Below are 18,604 nucleotides of genomic sequence, written 5' to 3' on the forward strand. Positions count from 1 at the left end.
CCCGTCACCTCGGTGACGAATCCATCGGCATAGGTCACACCAATCTTCGTTCCACAGTGAACGCTTCACCCCTGGCAATCGTCGTTTCGTCCGGAGCATCACCTTTCGCCTGCGCGAAATGTCCGTCCTTCGTCGGATGAGGAGACCCTGTGCGCACTCCTGAGCTGGTCGCGCCCACCACCGGCGCCCGCCCGAGCGGCGGGCGGTTGGACTGGGCGGACGTCGCCAAGGGCGGCTGCATCCTGCTGGTCCTCCTCTGGCACGTGATCATGAAGGACTACCTCCAGATCGACTGGCGGCTGGAGGTGCCGGTGGCGGGCGCCTGGGGGACGCTCGGCGAACTTCTGCTGCCGATGCGGATGCCGCTGTTCTTCACCATCTCCGGGATGTTCGCGGCCACCGCCGTGCAACGCCCGTGGCGGGCGGTCGGCCGCCCGCGCATCGCCAGGTTCCTCTACCTGTACGTGATCTGGCTGCTGATCCACACCGCCCTGCTGGCCCTCGCGCCGGGCTTCCCGACCGACCGGGCGACAAACCCGGGGGAGTTGCTGGCACAGCTGACGGTCACCCCGTCCAACCTCTGGTACTTGTACGCGTTGGCGCTCTACTTCGTACTCGCCAAGGCGTTGCGGCGGGTCCACCCGGCGCTGCTGCTGGCCGCGGCGGGTGCGCTCAGCGCGGTCGCCGCGGTGGGGCTGCTCGACACCCCCGGCAACCGGGGCGGGCTCTATCAGAACCTGGTGTTCTTCCTCGCCGGCCTGCACCTGCGCCGGTACGTGCAGCGCTGGTCGGCGGGGGTGACCACCGGGCGTCTGCTGCTGGCGGCCGGCGGGTACCTCGCCGTGCTGGCCGCCGTGCGGGTGACCGGAGCCGGGCAGGTGCCCGGGGTGACGCCGCTGGTCTCCGTCGTCGCGGTGCTGGTCGGCGTCGCCCTGGCGGTGCAACTGGCACGGTGGCCGCTGATCCGCGAGCCGCTCGCCGCTCTCGGTCGCCAGACGCTGCCGATCTATGTGATCCACATGCCGGTGCTGGCACTCCTGCACCGACTGATCGCCGAACCCATCGCCGACCTGGGTGACTCCGCCCGGCTCGCGTTGGCCTTCGGCTACCCGTTCTCGCTCACCGTCCTGGTGCTGGCGCTCAGCCTCGGCCTGCACCGGGCGTTGCTGGCGGCGCGCGCGACCTGGCTGTTCGACCTGCCGGCTCGCCGCGCGCCGATCGACTCGACAAGGGAGACGACATGTCCCACACCGATGCCGCCGAACCCGATCGGCGAACGGTCGACGTGACAGCGGCCGCGCGCTGGCTCGACGGCCAGGTGCTGCGTACCCCGCTGCTGCGGTCCCCGGTGATCGACCGGCTGGTCGGCGCGCAGGTGCTGCTCAAGGCGGAGAACCTGCAGACCGGCGGCTCGTACAAGATGCGGGGTGGGCTGTACGCGGTGGGGCGCCTCGCGGCCGCCGGTCACGGCGGTGTGGTCGCGCAGAGCACCGGCAACCACGCCGTCGCGGTCGCCCTGGCGGCCCGTCGGCACGAGATGGCCGCCACGGTGGTGCTGCCGGTCGACGCGACGCCGTCGAAGGTGGCACGGGCCCGCGGGGCCGGTGCCCGGGTGGTCCTCGCCGGCTCCAGCGTGGAGGAACGGCTGGCGGTCGCGCGCCGGATCAGCGACGAGACCGGTCACCCGATCGTCGACGCGTACGACCACCCGGACGTGATCTCGGGACAGGGCAGCGCCAGCCTCGAACTGATCGAGGACGCCGAGCGGGCGGGCACCCCGCTGGACACGCTGATCCTGCCGGTCGGTGGGGGCGGCGGCGTCGCCGGTGCCTGCCTGGCCGCCGCCGACCGGCCCATCGACGTGTACGGCGTGGAGCCGGTCGGCTGCGACTCCCTGGCGCACAGCCTGGTCGCCGGTCGACCGACGCCGGTCCCGCCGGCGGCGACGATCGCCGACGGGCTGCGACCGTCCTGCGTCGGCGAGCTGCCCTTCGACATCCTGCGGACCCGCCTGCGCGGCGTGATCCGGGTGGACGACGACGAGATCGCGGCGGCGTTCCGGCTGCTCCTGATGGAGCTGAAGGTGCTGGCCGAGCCCTCCGGCGCGGCCGGTCTGGCCGGTGCCCTGAGCCTGGCCGCCGACGGTGCGACGCGCGTCATCGTCGGCTCCGCCGCACCGGTCGTCGTACCCGGAGACGGCTCTCGACAGCGCACGGTCGGCGTGGTGCTGACCGGCGGAAACGTGGAAGCGGACCTGGTCGCCCGGCTGGCGACCCCGGTCCTGCCAAGAGAAGGAGTGGCGGTATGAGTGCAGAGGTTCGGATCGGGATTCTGTTCGGTGGGCCGTCGGCGGAGCACGACGTCTCCTGCGCCTCGGCGCTCGGGGTGGCCCGGGCGTTGTCCGGCGGCGGGTACCGGGTCGTCGCCATCGGGGTGACCCGCAGCGGTCGGTTCAGGCTGATGCCGGACGACGTGTTACGTCAGTTCCTGGAAGGCACCGGCGGGGAACGGGCCATCGACGACCGGTTCACAGTGACCGGCCCGGCGGTGGAGTTGCGGGCCGGGTGGCGGCGCGGCACCGCGCTGGTGACCGCGGCCGACCCGCCGGGTGCGGTGCAGGCCGAGTTGGACGTGGTCTTCCCGGTGCTGCACGGCCCGTTCGGTGAGGACGGTGTGGTGCAGGGGCTGCTCGAATCGCTCGGTGTGCCGTACGCGGGCTGCGGCATCCTCGCCTCGGCGGTCGGCATGGACAAGGTGGCCATGAAGCGGGCGCTTCGGGCCGAGGGGGTGCCGGTCACGCCGTACGTCTCCTTCGACGCGCCGACCTACCGGGCCGCCGAGGACCCGGAGAAGCTGGTGGTCGGGCTGCGCCGGCCGCTGTTCGTCAAGCCGGCCCGGATGGGTTCCTCGATCGGGATCTCCCGGGTCGGTGAGGGCGACGACCTGGCGGCGGCGGTCGAGGAGGCGCTGCGACACGACAACCTGGTCATCGTGGAGCAGGGGGTCACCGCGCGGGAACTGGAGTGCGGCGTACTCGGTGGGAACCGGCCGGAGGCGTCGGCGGTCGGCGAGGTCACGGTCACCGGTGGCTGGTTCGACTACCGGCAGAAGTACTTCGGCGACAGCGACCCGATGGTGGTCCCGGCGGTGCTGTCGGACGAGGTGACCGAGCGGATCCGGGAGTTGTCGCTGCGGGCGTTCGCCGCGATCGGCGGCTGGGGGCTGGCGCGGGTCGACTTCCTCTATGACGAGGAGGCCGGCGAACTGTACGTCAACGAGCTGAACACCATGCCCGGCTTCACCGCGCACTCGATGTACCCGAAGGTGTGGGCGGAGAGCGGCGTCGGCTACCGGGAGATCGTGGACCGGCTCGTCGCGTTGGCGATCAGCCGGCACGCGGAGCGGCCCGGCGGCACGGGGGAGGTGCCGTGATCCTGCTCTGTGATCCACGGGTCGCGGCGGTGCCGGGCGCGGACGACGGTGAGCCCCTCGTCGACCTGCGCGGGATACCGGAACTGCGGCTGGACGGGCGGGCGGCCGACCCCGAGGGTGCGTACGCGCGACTGCGCAAGGGGGTGGCGGAGCGGTTGCTGGCCGCGCAGGACGCGCTTCCCGACGGGCTGCGCCTGCTGGTGATCGAGGGCTACCGGCCGTACCGGGTGCAGTTGGAGATCTTCTCCGGCTATCACGACGAGCTGCGGCGGGCGCATCCCGACTGGTCGCCGGAGCGGGTGTACGAGGAGACCACGAAGTTCGTCTCGCCGGTCGAGGTCGCGCCGCACAGCACCGGTGGTGCGGTGGACCTGACGCTCTGCACCGCCGACGGGGTGGAGGTGGACATGGGTACGGCGGTCGACGCCACCCCGGAGGCGAGCGGGAACGCCTGCTTCACCGCCGCGCCGACGATCGGCGAGGCGGCCCGCCGGAACCGCCGCATCCTGGTCGACGCGTTGACCGGCGCCGGGATGGTCAACTACCCGACCGAGTGGTGGCACTGGTCGTACGGGGATCGGTACTGGGCGCTGCTGACCGGAGCCCCGCACACCTGTTACGGACCGGTGTGACCGGCATGCCGCAGAGTTCATCCGAAACTTTGTTTTCGATACGCGTCACGCCGGTGAACTGGATAGCGCTCCCAGGCCGTACCGACACCTGAACGCAGGCGGTGAGTACGGGAGGCGACAGGTGAGGCTGCAACGGAAGCACGTGTTGGCGGCGGGGGTGGCGGTGGTCGCCGCGGCGACCGTGGCGGTGGGCACCGGGCTCGGGTTCGCCGACAGCGGCCCGACCGGGCGCAGCGCCTGCCCCGGCTCCATCACATTCTCGGCGGAGGGCGGCGCGCCGGGCGCGACCAGCGACCGGTTCCCGGTCGGCACCCGGCTGCGGGTGACCAACCTGGACAACGACAAGTCGGCGGAGGTGACCGTGGTCGGACCGTCCGGCAGTTGCGTGCTGCTCAACTCCGCCGCCATGGAGTTGGTCCGCGAGCCGGGCCGGAACGTCATCCGGCGCAACCTCGTGGAGCGCCTGGACGGCCCGGCGGCGCGGCCGGACACGGCAGCGCCGGGCGGGCCCGCCGACCGGCCCGGCTCGTTCTCCCCGCCGGCCGCCCGACCCGGCACGGCGTCGGCCTGCCCGGGCCCGATCACCTTCTTCGAGGAGGCGGCCGGGCCGGGTGCGACCAGCGACCGGTTCCCGGTCGGCACCCGGCTGCGGGTGACCAACCTGGACAACGACCGGGCAGTCACGGTGACGGTGACCGGCCCGTCGGCGAGCTGTGTGCTGCTCAACTCCGCCGCGTTGGAGCAGATCCGCGAGCCGGGTAAGAACCTCGTCCGCAACAACGTGGTCGAGGTGCTGCGCTGAGTTGCGCTGAGCTGAGCTGAGCTGCGCTGAGCTGAGCTGTTAGGAGGGGTCCCCTGCTATGCACGAGGCGTTAGCAGGGGACCCCTCCTTACACAAAGGCCGCGTCGAGGATGTCCAGCCCGCGGGTGAGGTCGGCGTCGGAGATCACCAGTGGGGGCAGGAAGCGCAGCACGTTGCCGTAGGTGCCGCAGGTGAGGGTGAGCAGACCGGCGGCGTGGCAGGCGGCCGAGATCGCCGACGCGGCAGCCGGGTCCGGGGTCAGGGTGCCCGGCTGCACCAACTCCACGGCGAGCATCGCGCCCCGGCCGCGTACCTCGGCGATCCGGGGATCGCGTGCGGCGATGCTGCGCAGTCGAGCCGTCATGGTCGCGCCGATCCGCCAGGCGGCGGCGGCCAGGTCCAGCTCGTGCAGGGTCTCGATGGTGGCCAGCGCGGCGGCGCAGGCGATCGGGTTGCCGCCGTACGTGCCGCCGAGGCCACCGACGTGCACCGCGTCCATCAGCTCCGCCCGCCCGGTCACGGCGGCCAGCGGCAGTCCACCGGCGATGCCCTTGGCCAGGGTGATCAGGTCCGGCTCGACGCCCTCGTGCTGGCAGGCGAACCAGTCGCCGGTGCGGCAGAAGCCGGTCTGGATCTCGTCGGCGACGAAGACCACCCCGGCCGCCGTCGCCCAGGTGCGCAGCGCCGGCAGGAACCCCGGTGCGGGTACGACGAAGCCGCCCTCGCCCTGGATCGGCTCGATCAGCAGCGCGGCCACGTTCTCCGCGCCGACCTGCTTCTCCACCATCTCGATGGCCCGTGCGGCGGCGGTGGCGCCGTCGAGTCCGCCGTCCCGCAGCGGGTACGACATCGGTACCCGGTAGACCTCACCGGCGAACGGCCCGAACCGGTGTTTGTACGGCATGTTCTTCGCGGTCAACGCCATGGTCAGGTTGGTCCGGCCGTGGTACGCGTGGTCGAAGACCACCACCGCCGGTCGCCCGGTGGCGTGCCGGGCGATCTTCACCGCGTTCTCCACCGCTTCGGCACCGGAGTTGAACAGCGCCGACCGCTTCTCGAAGGCGCCCGGGGTGAGCGCGTTGAGGCGTTCGCAGACCGCCACGTACGACTCGTACGGGGCGACCATGAAGCAGGTGTGGGTGAAGCGTTCGACCTGGGCGCGTACCGCCTCGACCACTCGGGGCGCGGAGTTGCCGACGTTGGTGACGGCGATGCCGGCGGCGAAGTCGATCCACTCTCGACCGTCGACGTCGGTGACGGTGCCGCCCGAGGCGCTGTGCACATAGGAGGAGATCACGCTTCCAACGCCCCGGGCCACGGCGGCGCCCCGCCGCTTGTGCAGATCGTCCGAGGACGGTGTCGGCGGCACCGTACCCGGCTCGTTTCCGACGCTCACCGGCTCAGCCCTCGATGTTGTGCATGACGTGCTTGAGTCGGGTGTAGTCCTCCAGGCTGTAGACCGAGAGGTCCTTGCCGTGCCCGGAGTGCTTGAACCCGCCGTGCGGCATCTCGGAGACGAACGGGATGTGGGTGTTCACCCAGACGCAGCCGAAGTCGAGCCGCCGGGTCATCCGCATCGCCCGACCGTGGTCCCGGGTCCAGACCGAGGCGGACAGGCCGTAGTCGACCCCGTTGGCCCAGCGCACCGCCTCGTCCTCGTCGGAGAACCGCTGCACGGTGATGACCGGCCCGAACACCTCGTCCTGGATGATCTCGTCCTGCTGGCGCAGGCCGGAGACGACGGTGGGCGCATAGAAGTAGCCCCGCTCGCCCACCTGCGCGCCACCGGTCTGCACGGCGGCGTGATCCGGCAGGCGGTCGACGAAGCCGCGTACCCGGGCGAGCTGGTTGGCGTTGTTGAGCGGGCCGTAGAGCACGTCCTCGTCGTCCGGCCCGCCGGTGCGGGTGTTGCGGGCCTGCTCGGTCAGGGCGGCGACGAAGTCGTCGTGCACGCCGGGGCCGGTGAGCACGCGGGTCGCGGCGGTGCAGTCCTGGCCGGCGTTGAAGTAGCCGCCGGTCGCGATGGCCTCGGCCGCCGCCGCGACGTCCGCGTCGTCGAAGACCACCACCGGTGCCTTGCCGCCCAGTTCCAGGTGGGTGCGCTTGAGGTCGGGGGCGGCGGCTGCGGCGACCTCCATGCCGGCCCGGGTGGAGCCGGTGATCGACACCAGTTGCGGGGTGGGGTGCGCGACGAGGGCCCGGCCGGTGTCCCGGTCGCCGCAGACCACGTTGAACACGCCCGGCGGCAGGTACTCGGCGGCGATCTCGGCCAGCAGCAGCGTCGACACCGGCGTGGTGTCCGACGGCTTGAGCACCACCGTGTTGCCGGCGGCGAGCGCCGGGGCGATCTTCCAGACCGCCATCATCAGCGGGTAGTTCCAGGGCGTGACCTGGGCGCAGACCCCGATCGGCTCGCGCCGCACGTACGAGGTGTGCCCGGCCATGTACTCGCCGGCCGACCGCCCCTCCAGCAGTCGGGCGGCCCCGGCGAAGAAGCGGAACTCGTCCACGGCCGGCGGAAGTTCCTCGTCGGCGGTGAGCTGCCGGGGTTTGCCGGTGTTGCGGACCTCGGCGTCGACCAGGTCGGCGGCCCGCGCCTCGACCGCGTCGGCGAGCTTGAGCAGTGCCTTCTGCCGCTCGGCCGGGGTGCTGTCCCGCCAGCTCTCGAAGGCGGTCGCGGCGGCCTTCATGGCGGCGTCGACGTCGGCGGCACCGGAGACCGGGGCCTGGGCGAACGCCTCCCCGGTACACGGGTCGATCAGGTCGGCGTAGCCGCCGTCGGCCGGCTCGACGTACTCGCCGTTGACGAAGTTGCGCAGCTTCTGCTGGTCACTCATGACTGGATCACTCCGAGGGGTCCGGGGGTCGCGCTGCGGCGGTTATCGCAATCTTCGTGCCATCTTCGCTACTGAATTCGCGGCAGACAAGGTCTAGCGCGACCGTTTCCGTGGGCGACTGCCGGGGTTACGCTGCGATACGTGGAACCCACCCCGTTCTTCGTCGCCGGCCGTCCCGCCCACGGTGCCGGGGAGCTGACCGTGCACCACCCGTACGACGGCCGGGCGGTGGGGCGTACCACCCTCGCCACCGCCGAGCAGGTCGAGGCCGCCGTGTCGGCGGCGGCCGAGGTGGCCGCGGCCGCCGCCGAACTGCCCGCGCACGCCCGCGCCACGGCGCTGGACCACGTCTCGCGCCGGCTCGCCGAGCGGGCCGAGGAGGTGGCCGCGCTGATCACCGCCGAGAACGGCAAGCCGGTCAAGTGGGCCCGGGCCGAGGTGGGCCGCGCGGTCTCCACCTTCCGGTGGGCCGCCGAGGAGGCCCGGCGCTTCTCCGGCGAGCTGCAACGGCTCGACACCGACCCGGCCGCCACCGGCCGCATCGCCCTGGTGCGGCGGGTGCCGAAGGGCCCGGTGCTGGGCATCACCCCGTTCAACTTCCCGCTGAACCTGGTGGCGCACAAGGTCGCCCCGGCCGTCGCGGTCGGCGCGCCGGTGGTGGTCAAACCGGCCCCGGCCACCCCGCTCACCGCCCTGCTGCTCGGCGAGATCCTGGCCGAGACCGACCTGCCGGCCGGGATGTTCTCGGTGCTGCCGCTGCCCAACGACCGCGCCGCCGAGCTGGTCACCGACCCCCGGCTGCCGGTCGTCTCGTTCACCGGCTCCGGCCCGGTCGGCGCGGCCGTCCGCCGGGCCGCACCGGACAAGCACGTCACGCTGGAACTGGGCGGCAACGCGGCGGCGCTGATCTGCGCGGACTGGGCGGAGGACGCCGACCTCACCTTCGCCGCGCAGCGGATCGCCACCTTCTCCAACTATCAGGCCGGGCAGTCCTGCATCGCGGTGCAGCGGGTCTTCGTGCACGAGTGGCTCTACGACGGCTTCCTGCCCCGACTGGTCGCCGCCGTGCGGGAACTGCGGACCGGTGACCCGTCCGACGAGTCCACCGACGTGGGGCCGCTGGTCTCCGAGGAAGCGGCCCGACGGGTGGAGGCGTGGGTGGACGAGGCGGTGACGGGCGGGGCCGCTGTCGAGACCGGTGGCCGGCGGTCCGGGGCGACGTACCCGCCGACGGTGCTGAGCGGGGTGCCCCGTCAGGCGAGGGTCCGGGCCGAGGAGGTGTTCGGACCGGTGCTCGTGGTGGACCGGGTGACCGACGACGAGGCCGGCTTCGCGGCGATCAACGACTCGGCGTACGGGCTCCAGGCCGGTGTCTTCACCCGGAGGCTGGACGTCGCCTTCGCGGCGGCGCGGACGCTGGAGGTGGGCGGCGTGATCGTCGGTGACGTGCCGTCGTACCGGGCCGACCAGATGCCGTACGGCGGGGTGAAGGGGAGCGGGGTGGGACGGGAGGGGCTGCGCAGCGCCATGGACGACTACACCGACCCCCGGGTCACCGTCCTCACCGGCATCCGGCTGTAGACCCGGCTCACCAGGAGCCGTCGTCGCGTACCCGGGCCGGGGCGTGACCGGACAGCAGGGTGACCAGGGCGGCGTCGAGGTCCGCACCGAGGAACCACTCGCCGGCCTGGTCCAGCGCGAAGACGCGGCCCCGCTCGTCCACCGCGAGGACGCTGTGCTGCTCCTCGGTGCCGATCGGGAACAGCCGTGCCCCGATCACCGCCGCGAAGTCGGCGAGCGAGTCGGCGGTGTGCGCCACCTGACGCGCCCGTAGGTCGAACGGGGAGATCCAGACCTGCTGCCCCGGGCCGCGCAGCCTGCTGGAGAGGTTCGCGAACGCGGCGAGGGCGGTGATCGCGGCGGGGAAGCCGGGGTGCTCGTGCGTCCGGCCGCGTACCGCGCGGACGTCCCGGAGGGTCGCGGTCGCCGCCGCCTCGTCCCCCTGGTGCGGACGCCAGCCTGCGGCGACGAGGGCGTACGCGACCTGCGGCGGGAACCGACCCGGGGTCGGGTCCGGTGCCGGACCGGGCGAGCTGGGCGTGACCTGGTCCCGGGCGGTGTCCGGCAGGACGGCGAAGTCCACCAGCAGGGTCAGGCACGAGTCGCAGGGCCGCTCGGCCGGGCCGCCGTGCGGGTCACCCGGCTCGCGGACCCGGAACACCTCGGCGCGGGCCGGCGCCAGCAGACCCTTGGCGTCGCCCAGGCTCATCGGGGCGATGCCCTCGGCCGCGCGTCGGTGGTCGTAGTGGTGCAGCACGTCGGAGACGACCACCACCTCCGCGTGTCGTTCGGCACCACGGACCAGGTGCCCGGCCGGCAGCCCGTCCAGGTACGCGTCGAGCAGCGGATGGTGGCGCAGCGGCAGGTCGCCCTTTGCGCCCTGGGCGGTGAAGATCCGCCCCTCGACGGTGAGATGCGCGGTGACCGTCGGAGTGGGCAGCCGGTGGACCTCCCGCATGAGCTGACCGGCCGGGTCCACGGTCCGCGGCACCGGTGGTCCGCTCGGACGGCTGCGCCGGTAGAGCCGCTCGACCACGTCGGCCGCCACCCGGGGCCAGGTGCTCACCTCACCGGTGTGCTTGTCGACCACCGTGGTCGGCAGGTCACCGGGGAGCGCCCGCGCTGTCGTGGACACCGTGGAGGTGATGACGTAACCGAGGTCGAACTCGGTGACCGATGGTCGACACTCGTGCCCGAGGCGTAACGAGTCGCGACGCGCCCACACCGCAGCGATCTGCTCGGCCTGCTCGCGGTCGATCACACCGGGAACTTACCGGAGGAGCCCGCCGTCGTGGCACTGCGTACGGCCGTTCTTACCGAGGGTGAGTCGCGCCGGAGCGCGGTGCGGGATCCGATGCCGCCTCGGCGTACCGGCGCCAGCGTGATGCGGCACACCTGCGGAGTGTTCGCCGACCGGTCGAGGTCGTGCCCCGGTAGTAGCCTGACCGCGGTCCCCCGTCAGGGGGAAGAACGGTGGGTGGTCATGTCGGTACGTCGCCACACGGCGCGTCTCGCGACGCTCTGCGTGTTCCTGGGCGGCATGGTGGTGCTCGGCGGCGCGCCGGCTCACGCCGGAGACTGGGCGCACTCCGTCCAGGCCGTCAACCAGTCCTCCGGCGGATCGCCGGTGATGTACTTCGGCATCGGCATGGTCGCCCTCGGCGCTCTGCTCATCGTGTTTCTGATCGTCCGGTCCCGGAGGGACCGGCGGCAGCGTCGGGACCGGGTCGAGATCCCGCAGCCGCGCAACCCGGGTGGCACCACCTACCGCTCCGGCGCGAGCCACGGTGCCGCGTCGGTGCCGCCGGGCCCGGGTGCCGTGCCGCCGGGCCCGGTCGTCGCGCCGCCGATGCCGCCGGGTGCGGTCGCCCCACCACCGTCGCCGTCCGGCTGGGGCGTCCCGCCGGTGCCGCCCGCGTCCCCCGGCCAGGTGTACGGCAGCGCCCGGCCCGCCGCGCCCCGGGTCTACGGTGCCCCGGCGTCGCCGCGCCCGTCCGGCGGTCTGTACGGCGCCCGGCCGGAGCCCGATGACCAGCCCCGCACGTCGCCACCGGTCGCCACCGGGTCCGCCGTGCCACCGGTGTCGGCGCCGCCGATGGTCCCGCCGGTCTCCGCGCCGCCGATGGTCCCACCGGTGTCGGCACCGCCTGCGGTTCCCCCGGTCTCGGCACCTCCGGCGGTCCCGCCGGTCTCGGCTCCACCGGTGTCGCCGACACCGGGTCAGACCGGTTCGGCAGCGGTGCCGGGACGGCCCGAGGGCGGGGACGGGGACGAACCGGGACGCGGGCTCTCCGGCTGAGCCGGGACGGGGCCCGGCGCTCCGTTACGCTCAGGTGCGTTGACCGACCTGCGGCCGAGGAGTGGAACCGGTGTCTGATCTGTCCCAGATCGTGAAGGCCTACGACGTCCGTGGGACGGTGCCGGACCAGTGGGACGAGCGGGTGGCCGGCGCCCTGGGCACCGCCTTCGCGCAGATGCTCGACGGGGCCGGCCCGACCGGAGAGGCCGTCCTGATCGGGCACGACATGCGGGCCACCGGGCCCAAGCTGGCCGAGGCCTTCGCCACCGGCGTACGCGCCGAGGGCCGCCCGGTCATCGAGATCGGGCTCGCCTCGACGGACATGGTCTACTACGCCTCCGGTGCGCTCGGGCTGCCCGGGGCGATGTTCACCGCCAGTCACAACCCGGCGCAGTACAACGGCATCAAGATGTGCCACGCCGGTGCCCGCCCGGTCGGCCAGGACAGTGGGCTGGCCGAGGTCCGGGACCGGGCACAGGCCCTGCTCGACAAGGACGAGCCGCTCGGTGCGCCGACCGCGCCGGTCGAGCGTCGGGACCTGCTCGCCGCGTACGCCGCCCACCTGCGCACGCTGGTGGACCTCTCCGACATCCGTCCGCTGACCGTGGTGGTCGACGCGGGCAACGGCATGGGCGGGCACACCGTGCCGAGCGTGCTCGGCGACGCCGCGTTGTCGGCGCTGCCGCTGCACATCGTGCCGCTCTACTTCGAGCTGGACGGCACCTTCCCCAACCACGAGGCCAACCCGCTCGACCCGGCCAACCTGGTCGACCTGCAACGCGCGGTGGTGGCGCACGGCGCCGACATCGGGTTGGCGTTCGACGGTGACGCGGACCGCTGCTTCGTGGTCGACGAGCGCGGCGAGCCGGTCTCGCCCTCGGCGATCACCGCGCTGGTCGCGGCCCGGGAACTGGCCCGGCACCCGGGCTCCACGGTGATCCACAATCTGATCACCTCGCGGGCCGTGCCGGAGATCATCCGGGAGCACGGCGGCGAACCGGTGGTGGCCCGGGTGGGGCACTCGTTCATCAAGGCCGAGATGGCGCGCACCAACGCCGTCTTCGGCGGCGAACACTCGGCGCACTACTACTTCCGGGACTTCTGGTTCGCCGACACCGGGATGCTCGCCGCCATGCACACCCTGGCGGCGCTCGGCGAGCAGCCGCTGCCGCTGTCCACGCTGGCCGCCGAGTACGAGCGGTACGTCGCCTCGGGGGAGATCAACTCCACCGTACGGGACCAGGCCGCGAAGGTGACCGAGGTGCGGGCCGCGTACCCGGACGCCGAGGTCGACGAGTTGGACGGGCTCACCCTGCGCTTCCCGGACGGGGCCTGGCTCAACCTGCGTGCCTCCAACACCGAGCCGTTGCTGCGGCTCAACGTGGAGGCACCGACCGCCGAGCGGATGACCGCCCTGCGCGACGACGTGCTGGCCGTGGTTCGCCGATAGGATCGCTCGCGCCGGTCGGCACCGTCGATCGGTGAAGCCGCATACGTGGAAGGAGCCGCGCAGTGGCCCTCGACCCGCAGTTGCTGGAAATCCTCGCCTGCCCGGACACACACCATGCACCGCTCGACTACGACGCGCAGGCCGCGACGCTGACCTGCACGGAGTGCGGCCGGATCTTCGAGGTCCGCGACGACGTGCCGGTGCTGTTGCTGGACGAGGCGCGCGGCCCCGCGGAGCGGTCGTGATCGACGGAACGGCCGGCGTCAGCGGCCACCGCCACGCCGACGACCGGCTCCTCGACGATCCGCAGGCGCTGGCCGAGCGGGATCCGGGCGGGATGCTGCGGCACACCGCCTCGGCCGGCGCTCAGGTCCGTGAGTCGGCGGCGCTGGCCGCCGAGGCCAACCTCGGGGTCCTCGGCGACGACGGGCGTCCCCGGGCGGTCGTCATCGCCGGCATCGGCACGGCCGGGCGTACCGGTGACGTGCTGGCCACCGTGGCCGGGCCACGCTGCCCGGTGCCGGTCATCGCACACCGCAGCGCGGGCGTACCCGGCTGGGTCGGCGCGGCCGACGTGGTGATCGCGATCAGCGCCTCCGGGCGCAGCCCCGAGGCGCTCGGCGCGGCCGAGGCCGCCCACCGCCGTGGGGCCCGGCTGGTCGCGGTGGCCCCGCCGGACTCACCGCTGCACTCGGTGGCCGAGCGGGCCCGTGCCCCGTTCATCCCGGTGCCCCGGCGGGCTCCGGCCCGAGCCAGCCTCTGGGGGCTCACCGTGCCGGTCCTGATGGCCGCGCGGGCCCTCGGCCTGGTCAAGGTGAACGAGGCGGACCTGGCCGAGACGGCGGCCCGGCTGGACGCCGACGCCGACCGGTGCCGCCCGACCGCCGAGTCCTTCGTCAACCCGGCGAAGTCGCTGGCGCTCGGCCTGGCCGGCTCGATCCCGATCGTCTGGGGCTCGTCGCCGCTGGCCTCGGTCGCCGCCCGCCGTTTCGGTGACACGCTCTCCGCCAACGCCCGGTACCCGGTGGTCACCGGGGCGCTCGGCGAGGCGGGCCGGGGCCGCGTCGGTCTGCTCGACGGTGTGTTCGGCGGCCTCGCCGAGGGGGAGCGGGACATCTTCGCCGACCCGGACGACTCCGAGGGTGGGGACACCCGGCTGCGGCTGGTCCTGCTGCGCGACGGGGGCCTGAACGCCGAGGACGACACCGACGAGCCGCTGGCGGTCGAGGAGCGACGCGCGGAGGCGGTGCAGATCCTCGCCGAGCGACGTGGCGTACGGTGCGACGTGGTCACCGCCGAGGGCGGCTCCGCGCTGGAGCGTCTGGCCTCCCTGGTGGCGGTGCCCGACTTCGCGTCGATCTACCTGGCGCTGGCGCACGGCCTGGACCCGATGGCGGTGCCGGCGATCACGGAGATGAAGGAGCTGTCCAACCAGTGAGCGAGCGCAGCGAGCGAGCCGGCCGGCCCGGTGGCCCGGCTCCTCGCACCGGCTGCTCACGCCGCGGGAGATCCACGGCGTGAGCAGCCAGGGTGGCACACGGGCGATCGTCGCGGCGCTGCTGGCCAATCTCGGCATCGCGGTGACGAAGTTCGTCGCGTACCTGCTGACCAGCTCGTCGTCGATGCTGGCCGAGTCGATCCACTCGGTCGCCGACACCGGCAACCAGGCGCTGCTGCTGCTCGGCGGCAAGCGGGCCCGCCGGGCGGCCACCCCGCAGCACCCCTTCGGCTACGGCCGGGAGCGCTACGTCTACGCGTTCCTGGTCTCGATCGTGCTGTTCAGCCTCGGTGGTCTCTTCGCGCTCTACGAAGCCTGGCACAAGTGGTCCGACCCGCACGGCATCACCAGTTGGCAGTGGGTACCGGTGACGGTGCTGCTGGTGGCCATCGTGCTGGAGTCGTTCTCCTTCCGCACCGCCATCGTCGAGTCGAACCTGGTCCGGGGGCGGGAGTCCTGGACCAGGTTCATCCGCCGCTCCAAGGCGCCCGAGCTGCCGGTGGTGCTGCTGGAGGACTTCGGCGCGCTGGTCGGTCTGGTCTTCGCCCTGTTCGGGGTGGGCATGACGCTGGCGACCGGGGACGGTCGGTGGGACGCGGCGGGCACCGCGATGATCGGGGTGCTGCTGGTGGCCATCGCGGTGGTGCTGGCGATCGAGACCAAGAGCCTGCTGCTCGGTGAGGGTGCGGAACCGACCGAGGTGGCCGCCATCGAGCAGGCGGTCACCGCCGGCCCGGAGGTGGAGCGGATCATCCACATGAAGACCCTCTACCTCGGCCCCGAGGAGTTGTTGGTGGCCGCGAAGGTCGCGGTGTCGCGCTGCGAGACCGCCGAGGAGGTGGCCCGGAACATCGACGCGGTGGAGGCCCGGATCCGGGCCGCGGTGCCGGTGGCCCGGGTGATCTACCTGGAGCCGGACGTGTATCACGCGAATGCGGGGCCGGCGGAGGCGTCCGGTCGACGGGAGAGCTGACCGGTGGAACTGCTGCACGGACCGATCAAGGACTACGCCTGGGGCTCGCGCTCGGCGATCGCCGAGCTCCAGGGACGGCCGGTGCCCAGTGACGGGCCGGAGGCTGAGCTGTGGTTGGGCGCGCACCCGGGCGCGCCGGCCACCGTGTCGCGCGAGGACGGTCCGGCCACGCTGACCGACGTGCTCACCGCCGACCCGGCCCGGTGGCTGGGCCAGCCGGCGATCGACCGGTTCGGGGTACGGCTGCCGTTCCTGCTCAAGGTGCTGGCGGCCCAGGCGCCGCTCAGCCTTCAGGCACACCCGGACGCGGAGCAGGCCCGAGCCGGTTATGCCGCCGAGTACGCCCAGGTCGACGGTGCGCGCAACTACGTCGACCCGTTCCACAAGCCGGAGTTGCTGGTGGCGCTGGGGCCGATGGAGGCGTTGTGCGGGTTCCGGGACCCGGCGGTCTCGGCCAAGGCGCTGGCCGGGTTGGGCGTACCGGAGCTGCGGCCGGTGCTGGACGCGTTGAGTGCCGGGCCGGCGGGCCTGGCCGAGGCGGTCCGTGCGCTGCTGACCTGGCCGGAGGCGGAGCGGGCCGGGCTGGTGACGGCGGCCCGGACGGCGGCGGTGACCGGCCCGGACGCCGACCTGGTGGCGATGCTGGCGCAGACCTATCCGGACGACCCGGGGGTGCTGGTCGCCCTGCTGCTCAACCGGGTACGGCTGGCCGAGGGCGAGGCGATCTGGATGCCGGCCGGCAACCTGCACGCCTACCTGCGCGGCACCGGGGTGGAGGTGATGGCGGCCAGCGACAACGTGCTGCGCGGCGGCCTGACCCGCAAGCACGTCGACGTGGCCGAACTGCTGCGGGTGCTCCGGTTCGAGGTGCTCGACCAGCCCGTGGTGTCGTCCCGGCCGGTTGCCGACGGGGTGGTGACCTGGCCGGTGCCGGTGCCGGACTTCGCGTTGCACCGGGTGACCGTGCGGGGCGACCGGCCCGAGGTGACGCTCACCGTGCCGGGGCCGCGCGTGCTGCTCTGCACCTCCGGGGAGGTCACCGTCGCCGACGGCGTCGCGCCGGTGACGCTGGGGCGTGGGCGGGCGGCGGTGGGGCCGGCCGACGGCGGTGCGCTGACGGTGCGCGGTGCGGGCGAGATCTACGTCGCCTCGACCGGCTCCCTCTGATTCCGACGGACCAGGATCCGCGCCGTCACCCGAACTCGCAAGTCCGACTTTCCCGAAATCGCTTGACTCGCATCTAGCGCAGTGTGACTCTATGGGTGCGCAGCGTTATCGCGACGAAGGTCCGAGAACGCGCGGGGGAACCAAACCGGGGGGATGCACGGGGCGGGCGGGACTGGGCGGCACACGTCCACGACCGGCCGCCCCGTGTGCTGTCCGCAACCAGGCCGTCCCGCACCGGACAGCGCGCGTAAGGTGGGTGGTTGCGCAGCACCATCGTCCGACAGGAGCTTTCATGACCAGCACCCTCCCGGCGTCCGGCAACGGAACGTCGTCCGAGGCCCGCCCGCGTTCCCTCGCCGAGGGCGACTACAAGGTGGCGGACCTGTCGCTCGCCGAGTTCGGGCGCAAGGAGATCCGTCTCGCGGAGCACGAGATGCCCGGCCTGATGGCGATCCGTCGTGAGTTCGCCGAGGCGCAGCCGCTCGCGGGCGCACGGATCACCGGCTCGCTGCACATGACGATCCAGACCGCCGTCCTGATCGAGACCCTGGTCGCGCTCGGCGCGCAGGTCCGCTGGGCGTCCTGCAACATCTTCTCCACCCAGGACCACGCCGCCGCCGCGATCGTGGTCGGCCCGGACGGCACCCCCGACGCCCCGTCCGGTGTTCCGGTCTACGCCTGGAAGGGCGAGACCCTGGAGGAGTACTGGTGGTGCACCGAAAAGGCGCTCGCGTGGCCGGACGGCTCTGCTGGCGGTGACGGCGCAGCCGTCGGTGGCCCCAACATGATCCTGGACGACGGCGGTGACGCCACCCTGCTGGTGCACAAGGGCGCGGAGTTCGAAAAGGCCGGCACGGTGCCGCCGGTCGAGTCCGCCGACTCCGAGGAGTACGCGGTCATCCTCGGTCTGCTGCACCGCACGATCGCCGAGGACGGCGGACGCTGGACCCGGATCGCGGCCGACATCAAGGGCGTGACCGAGGAGACCACCACCGGTGTGCACCGGCTCTACGAGATGCACCGCAACGGCACGCTGCTCTTCCCGGCCATCAACGTCAACGACTCGGTGACCAAGAGCAAGTTCGACAACAAGTACGGCTGCCGCCACTCGCTCATCGACGGCATCAACCGCGCTACCGACGTGCTGATCGGCGGCAAGATGGCGGTCGTGCTCGGCTACGGCGACGTGGGCAAGGGATGCGCCGAGTCGCTGCGCGGCCAGGGCGCCCGGGTCGTGGTGACCGAGGTCGACCCGATCTGCGCGCTCCAGGCGGCGATGGACGGCTACCAGGTCGCCACCCTGGAGGACGTGGTCGAGCAGGCGGACATCTTCATCACCGCCACCGGCTGCTTCGACGTCATCACCAACGAGCACATGGCCCGGATGAAGCACCAGGCCATCGTCGGCAACATCGGCCACTTCGACAACGAGATCGACATGGCCGGTCTGGCCAAGCGCTCGGACGTCACCCGGGAGAACATCAAGCCGCAGGTCGACCTCTGGACGTTCGACGACGGGCACTCGATCATCGTGCTCTCCGAGGGCCGCCTGCTGAACCTGGGCAACGCCACCGGGCACCCGAGCTTCGTGATGTCGAACTCGTTCGCCAACCAGACGATCGCCCAGATCGAGCTGTTCACCAAGACCGACGAGTACCCGATCGGCGTGTACGTGCTGCCCAAGCACCTGGACGAGAAGGTCGCCCGGCTGCACCTGGGCGCGCTCGGCGCCAAGCTGACCACGCTCAGCAAGGAGCAGGCCGCGTACCTCGGCATTAGCCAGGAGGGGCCGTTCAAGCCGGAGCACTACCGCTACTGACCGACACGTACCGGGCCGGGTCGACCTCAGGTCGACCCGGCCCGGTCGTTCGTCTCCGGGGCGGCGAATCGCCGCGTGCCCGTAGCTCAGTGGGTGGCGCAGGGGACTTCTAATCCCACGGCCGCAGCACGGCCC

The 18,604-nt window shown here is 72.6% G+C and carries 16 protein-coding genes; 13 read left to right on the forward strand and 3 right to left on the reverse strand.

Annotated elements, in window-relative coordinates; all coding sequences use genetic code 11:
- The first annotated feature begins 149 nt into the window (after positions 1-149).
- From ABT008_RS24590 to ABT008_RS24610, 5 genes are all read left to right on the forward strand, one after another.
- Complete coding sequence (locus ABT008_RS24590) at positions 150-1,289, forward strand: acyltransferase family protein (RefSeq protein ID WP_350698811.1); 1,140 nt, start codon at positions 150-152, stop codon at positions 1,287-1,289.
- Positions 1,241-2,308 carry a threonine ammonia-lyase gene (locus ABT008_RS24595; protein WP_350698812.1) on the forward strand — a complete coding sequence of 356 codons (1,068 nt, stop codon included), beginning with the start codon at positions 1,241-1,243 and terminating at the stop codon, positions 2,306-2,308. The genes ABT008_RS24590 and ABT008_RS24595 overlap by 49 nt, the downstream gene beginning before the upstream one ends.
- Positions 2,305-3,432 (forward strand): D-alanine--D-alanine ligase family protein, encoded by a 1,128-nt coding sequence (locus ABT008_RS24600; protein ID WP_350698813.1) that lies wholly within the window; start codon positions 2,305-2,307, stop codon positions 3,430-3,432. The genes ABT008_RS24595 and ABT008_RS24600 overlap by 4 nt, the downstream gene beginning before the upstream one ends.
- Complete coding sequence (locus tag ABT008_RS24605; RefSeq protein ID WP_350698815.1) at positions 3,429-4,064, forward strand: M15 family metallopeptidase; 636 nt, start codon at positions 3,429-3,431, stop codon at positions 4,062-4,064. Before ABT008_RS24600 ends, ABT008_RS24605 begins: the two co-directional genes overlap by 4 nt.
- Before the next feature lie 121 nt (positions 4,065-4,185).
- Complete coding sequence (locus ABT008_RS24610) at positions 4,186-4,866, forward strand: RlpA-like double-psi beta-barrel domain-containing protein (RefSeq protein WP_350698817.1); 681 nt, start codon at positions 4,186-4,188, stop codon at positions 4,864-4,866.
- Between the two features lie 88 nt (positions 4,867-4,954).
- On the opposite strand, the gene gabT is transcribed toward ABT008_RS24610, so the two are convergent.
- Both gabT and ABT008_RS24620 read right to left on the reverse strand, forming a co-directional pair.
- A complete protein-coding gene (gene gabT, locus ABT008_RS24615; protein WP_350698819.1) occupies positions 4,955-6,262 on the reverse strand; it encodes a 4-aminobutyrate--2-oxoglutarate transaminase in 1,308 nt (435 codons plus the stop codon).
- Between the two features lie 4 nt (positions 6,263-6,266).
- Positions 6,267-7,703, reverse strand: a complete 1,437-nt coding sequence (locus tag ABT008_RS24620; protein ID WP_350698821.1) for a gamma-aminobutyraldehyde dehydrogenase — start codon at positions 7,701-7,703, stop codon at positions 6,267-6,269.
- A 141-nt stretch (positions 7,704-7,844) separates the two neighbouring features.
- Between ABT008_RS24620 and ABT008_RS24625 the strand changes: the two genes are divergently transcribed.
- Complete coding sequence (locus ABT008_RS24625; protein WP_350698823.1) at positions 7,845-9,284, forward strand: aldehyde dehydrogenase family protein; 1,440 nt, start codon at positions 7,845-7,847, stop codon at positions 9,282-9,284.
- 7 nt (positions 9,285-9,291) lie between these two features.
- Here ABT008_RS24625 and ABT008_RS24630 read toward each other — a convergent pair whose 3' ends face one another.
- On the reverse strand, positions 9,292-10,524 hold the full coding sequence (locus tag ABT008_RS24630) for an SUKH-3 domain-containing protein (protein WP_350698825.1): 1,233 nt from the start codon (positions 10,522-10,524) through the stop codon (positions 9,292-9,294).
- A 222-nt stretch (positions 10,525-10,746) separates the two neighbouring features.
- On the opposite strand from ABT008_RS24630, the gene ABT008_RS24635 reads away from it, so the two are divergent.
- The 7 genes from ABT008_RS24635 to ahcY all read left to right on the forward strand — a co-directional run bounded on the left by ABT008_RS24635 (position 10,747) and on the right by ahcY (position 18,469).
- Positions 10,747-11,562, forward strand: a complete 816-nt coding sequence (locus ABT008_RS24635; protein ID WP_350698827.1) for a hypothetical protein — start codon at positions 10,747-10,749, stop codon at positions 11,560-11,562.
- 70 nt (positions 11,563-11,632) lie between these two features.
- Positions 11,633-13,012 (forward strand): phosphomannomutase/phosphoglucomutase, encoded by a 1,380-nt coding sequence (locus ABT008_RS24640; protein ID WP_350698829.1) that lies wholly within the window; start codon positions 11,633-11,635, stop codon positions 13,010-13,012.
- Between the two features lie 62 nt (positions 13,013-13,074).
- Positions 13,075-13,257 carry a Trm112 family protein gene (locus tag ABT008_RS24645; RefSeq protein ID WP_350698830.1) on the forward strand — a complete coding sequence of 61 codons (183 nt, stop codon included), beginning with the start codon at positions 13,075-13,077 and terminating at the stop codon, positions 13,255-13,257.
- A complete protein-coding gene (locus tag ABT008_RS24650; protein ID WP_350698832.1) occupies positions 13,254-14,450 on the forward strand; it encodes an SIS domain-containing protein in 1,197 nt (398 codons plus the stop codon). The genes ABT008_RS24645 and ABT008_RS24650 overlap by 4 nt, the downstream gene beginning before the upstream one ends.
- A gap of 79 nt (positions 14,451-14,529) precedes the next feature.
- Positions 14,530-15,483: a cation diffusion facilitator family transporter gene (locus ABT008_RS24655; protein WP_350698834.1), complete on the forward strand. Its 954-nt coding sequence runs from the start codon at positions 14,530-14,532 to the stop codon at positions 15,481-15,483.
- A gap of 3 nt (positions 15,484-15,486) precedes the next feature.
- Positions 15,487-16,650: a mannose-6-phosphate isomerase, class I gene (manA, locus tag ABT008_RS24660; protein WP_350698835.1), complete on the forward strand. Its 1,164-nt coding sequence runs from the start codon at positions 15,487-15,489 to the stop codon at positions 16,648-16,650.
- Between the two features lie 292 nt (positions 16,651-16,942).
- Positions 16,943-18,469 (forward strand): adenosylhomocysteinase, encoded by a 1,527-nt coding sequence (gene ahcY, locus ABT008_RS24665; protein ID WP_350698837.1) that lies wholly within the window; start codon positions 16,943-16,945, stop codon positions 18,467-18,469.
- Positions 18,470-18,604 lie beyond the last annotated feature (135 nt).

The organism is Micromonospora sp. NPDC002389 (genome assembly GCF_040296095.1).
Classification (GTDB): domain Bacteria; phylum Actinomycetota; class Actinomycetes; order Mycobacteriales; family Micromonosporaceae; genus Micromonospora.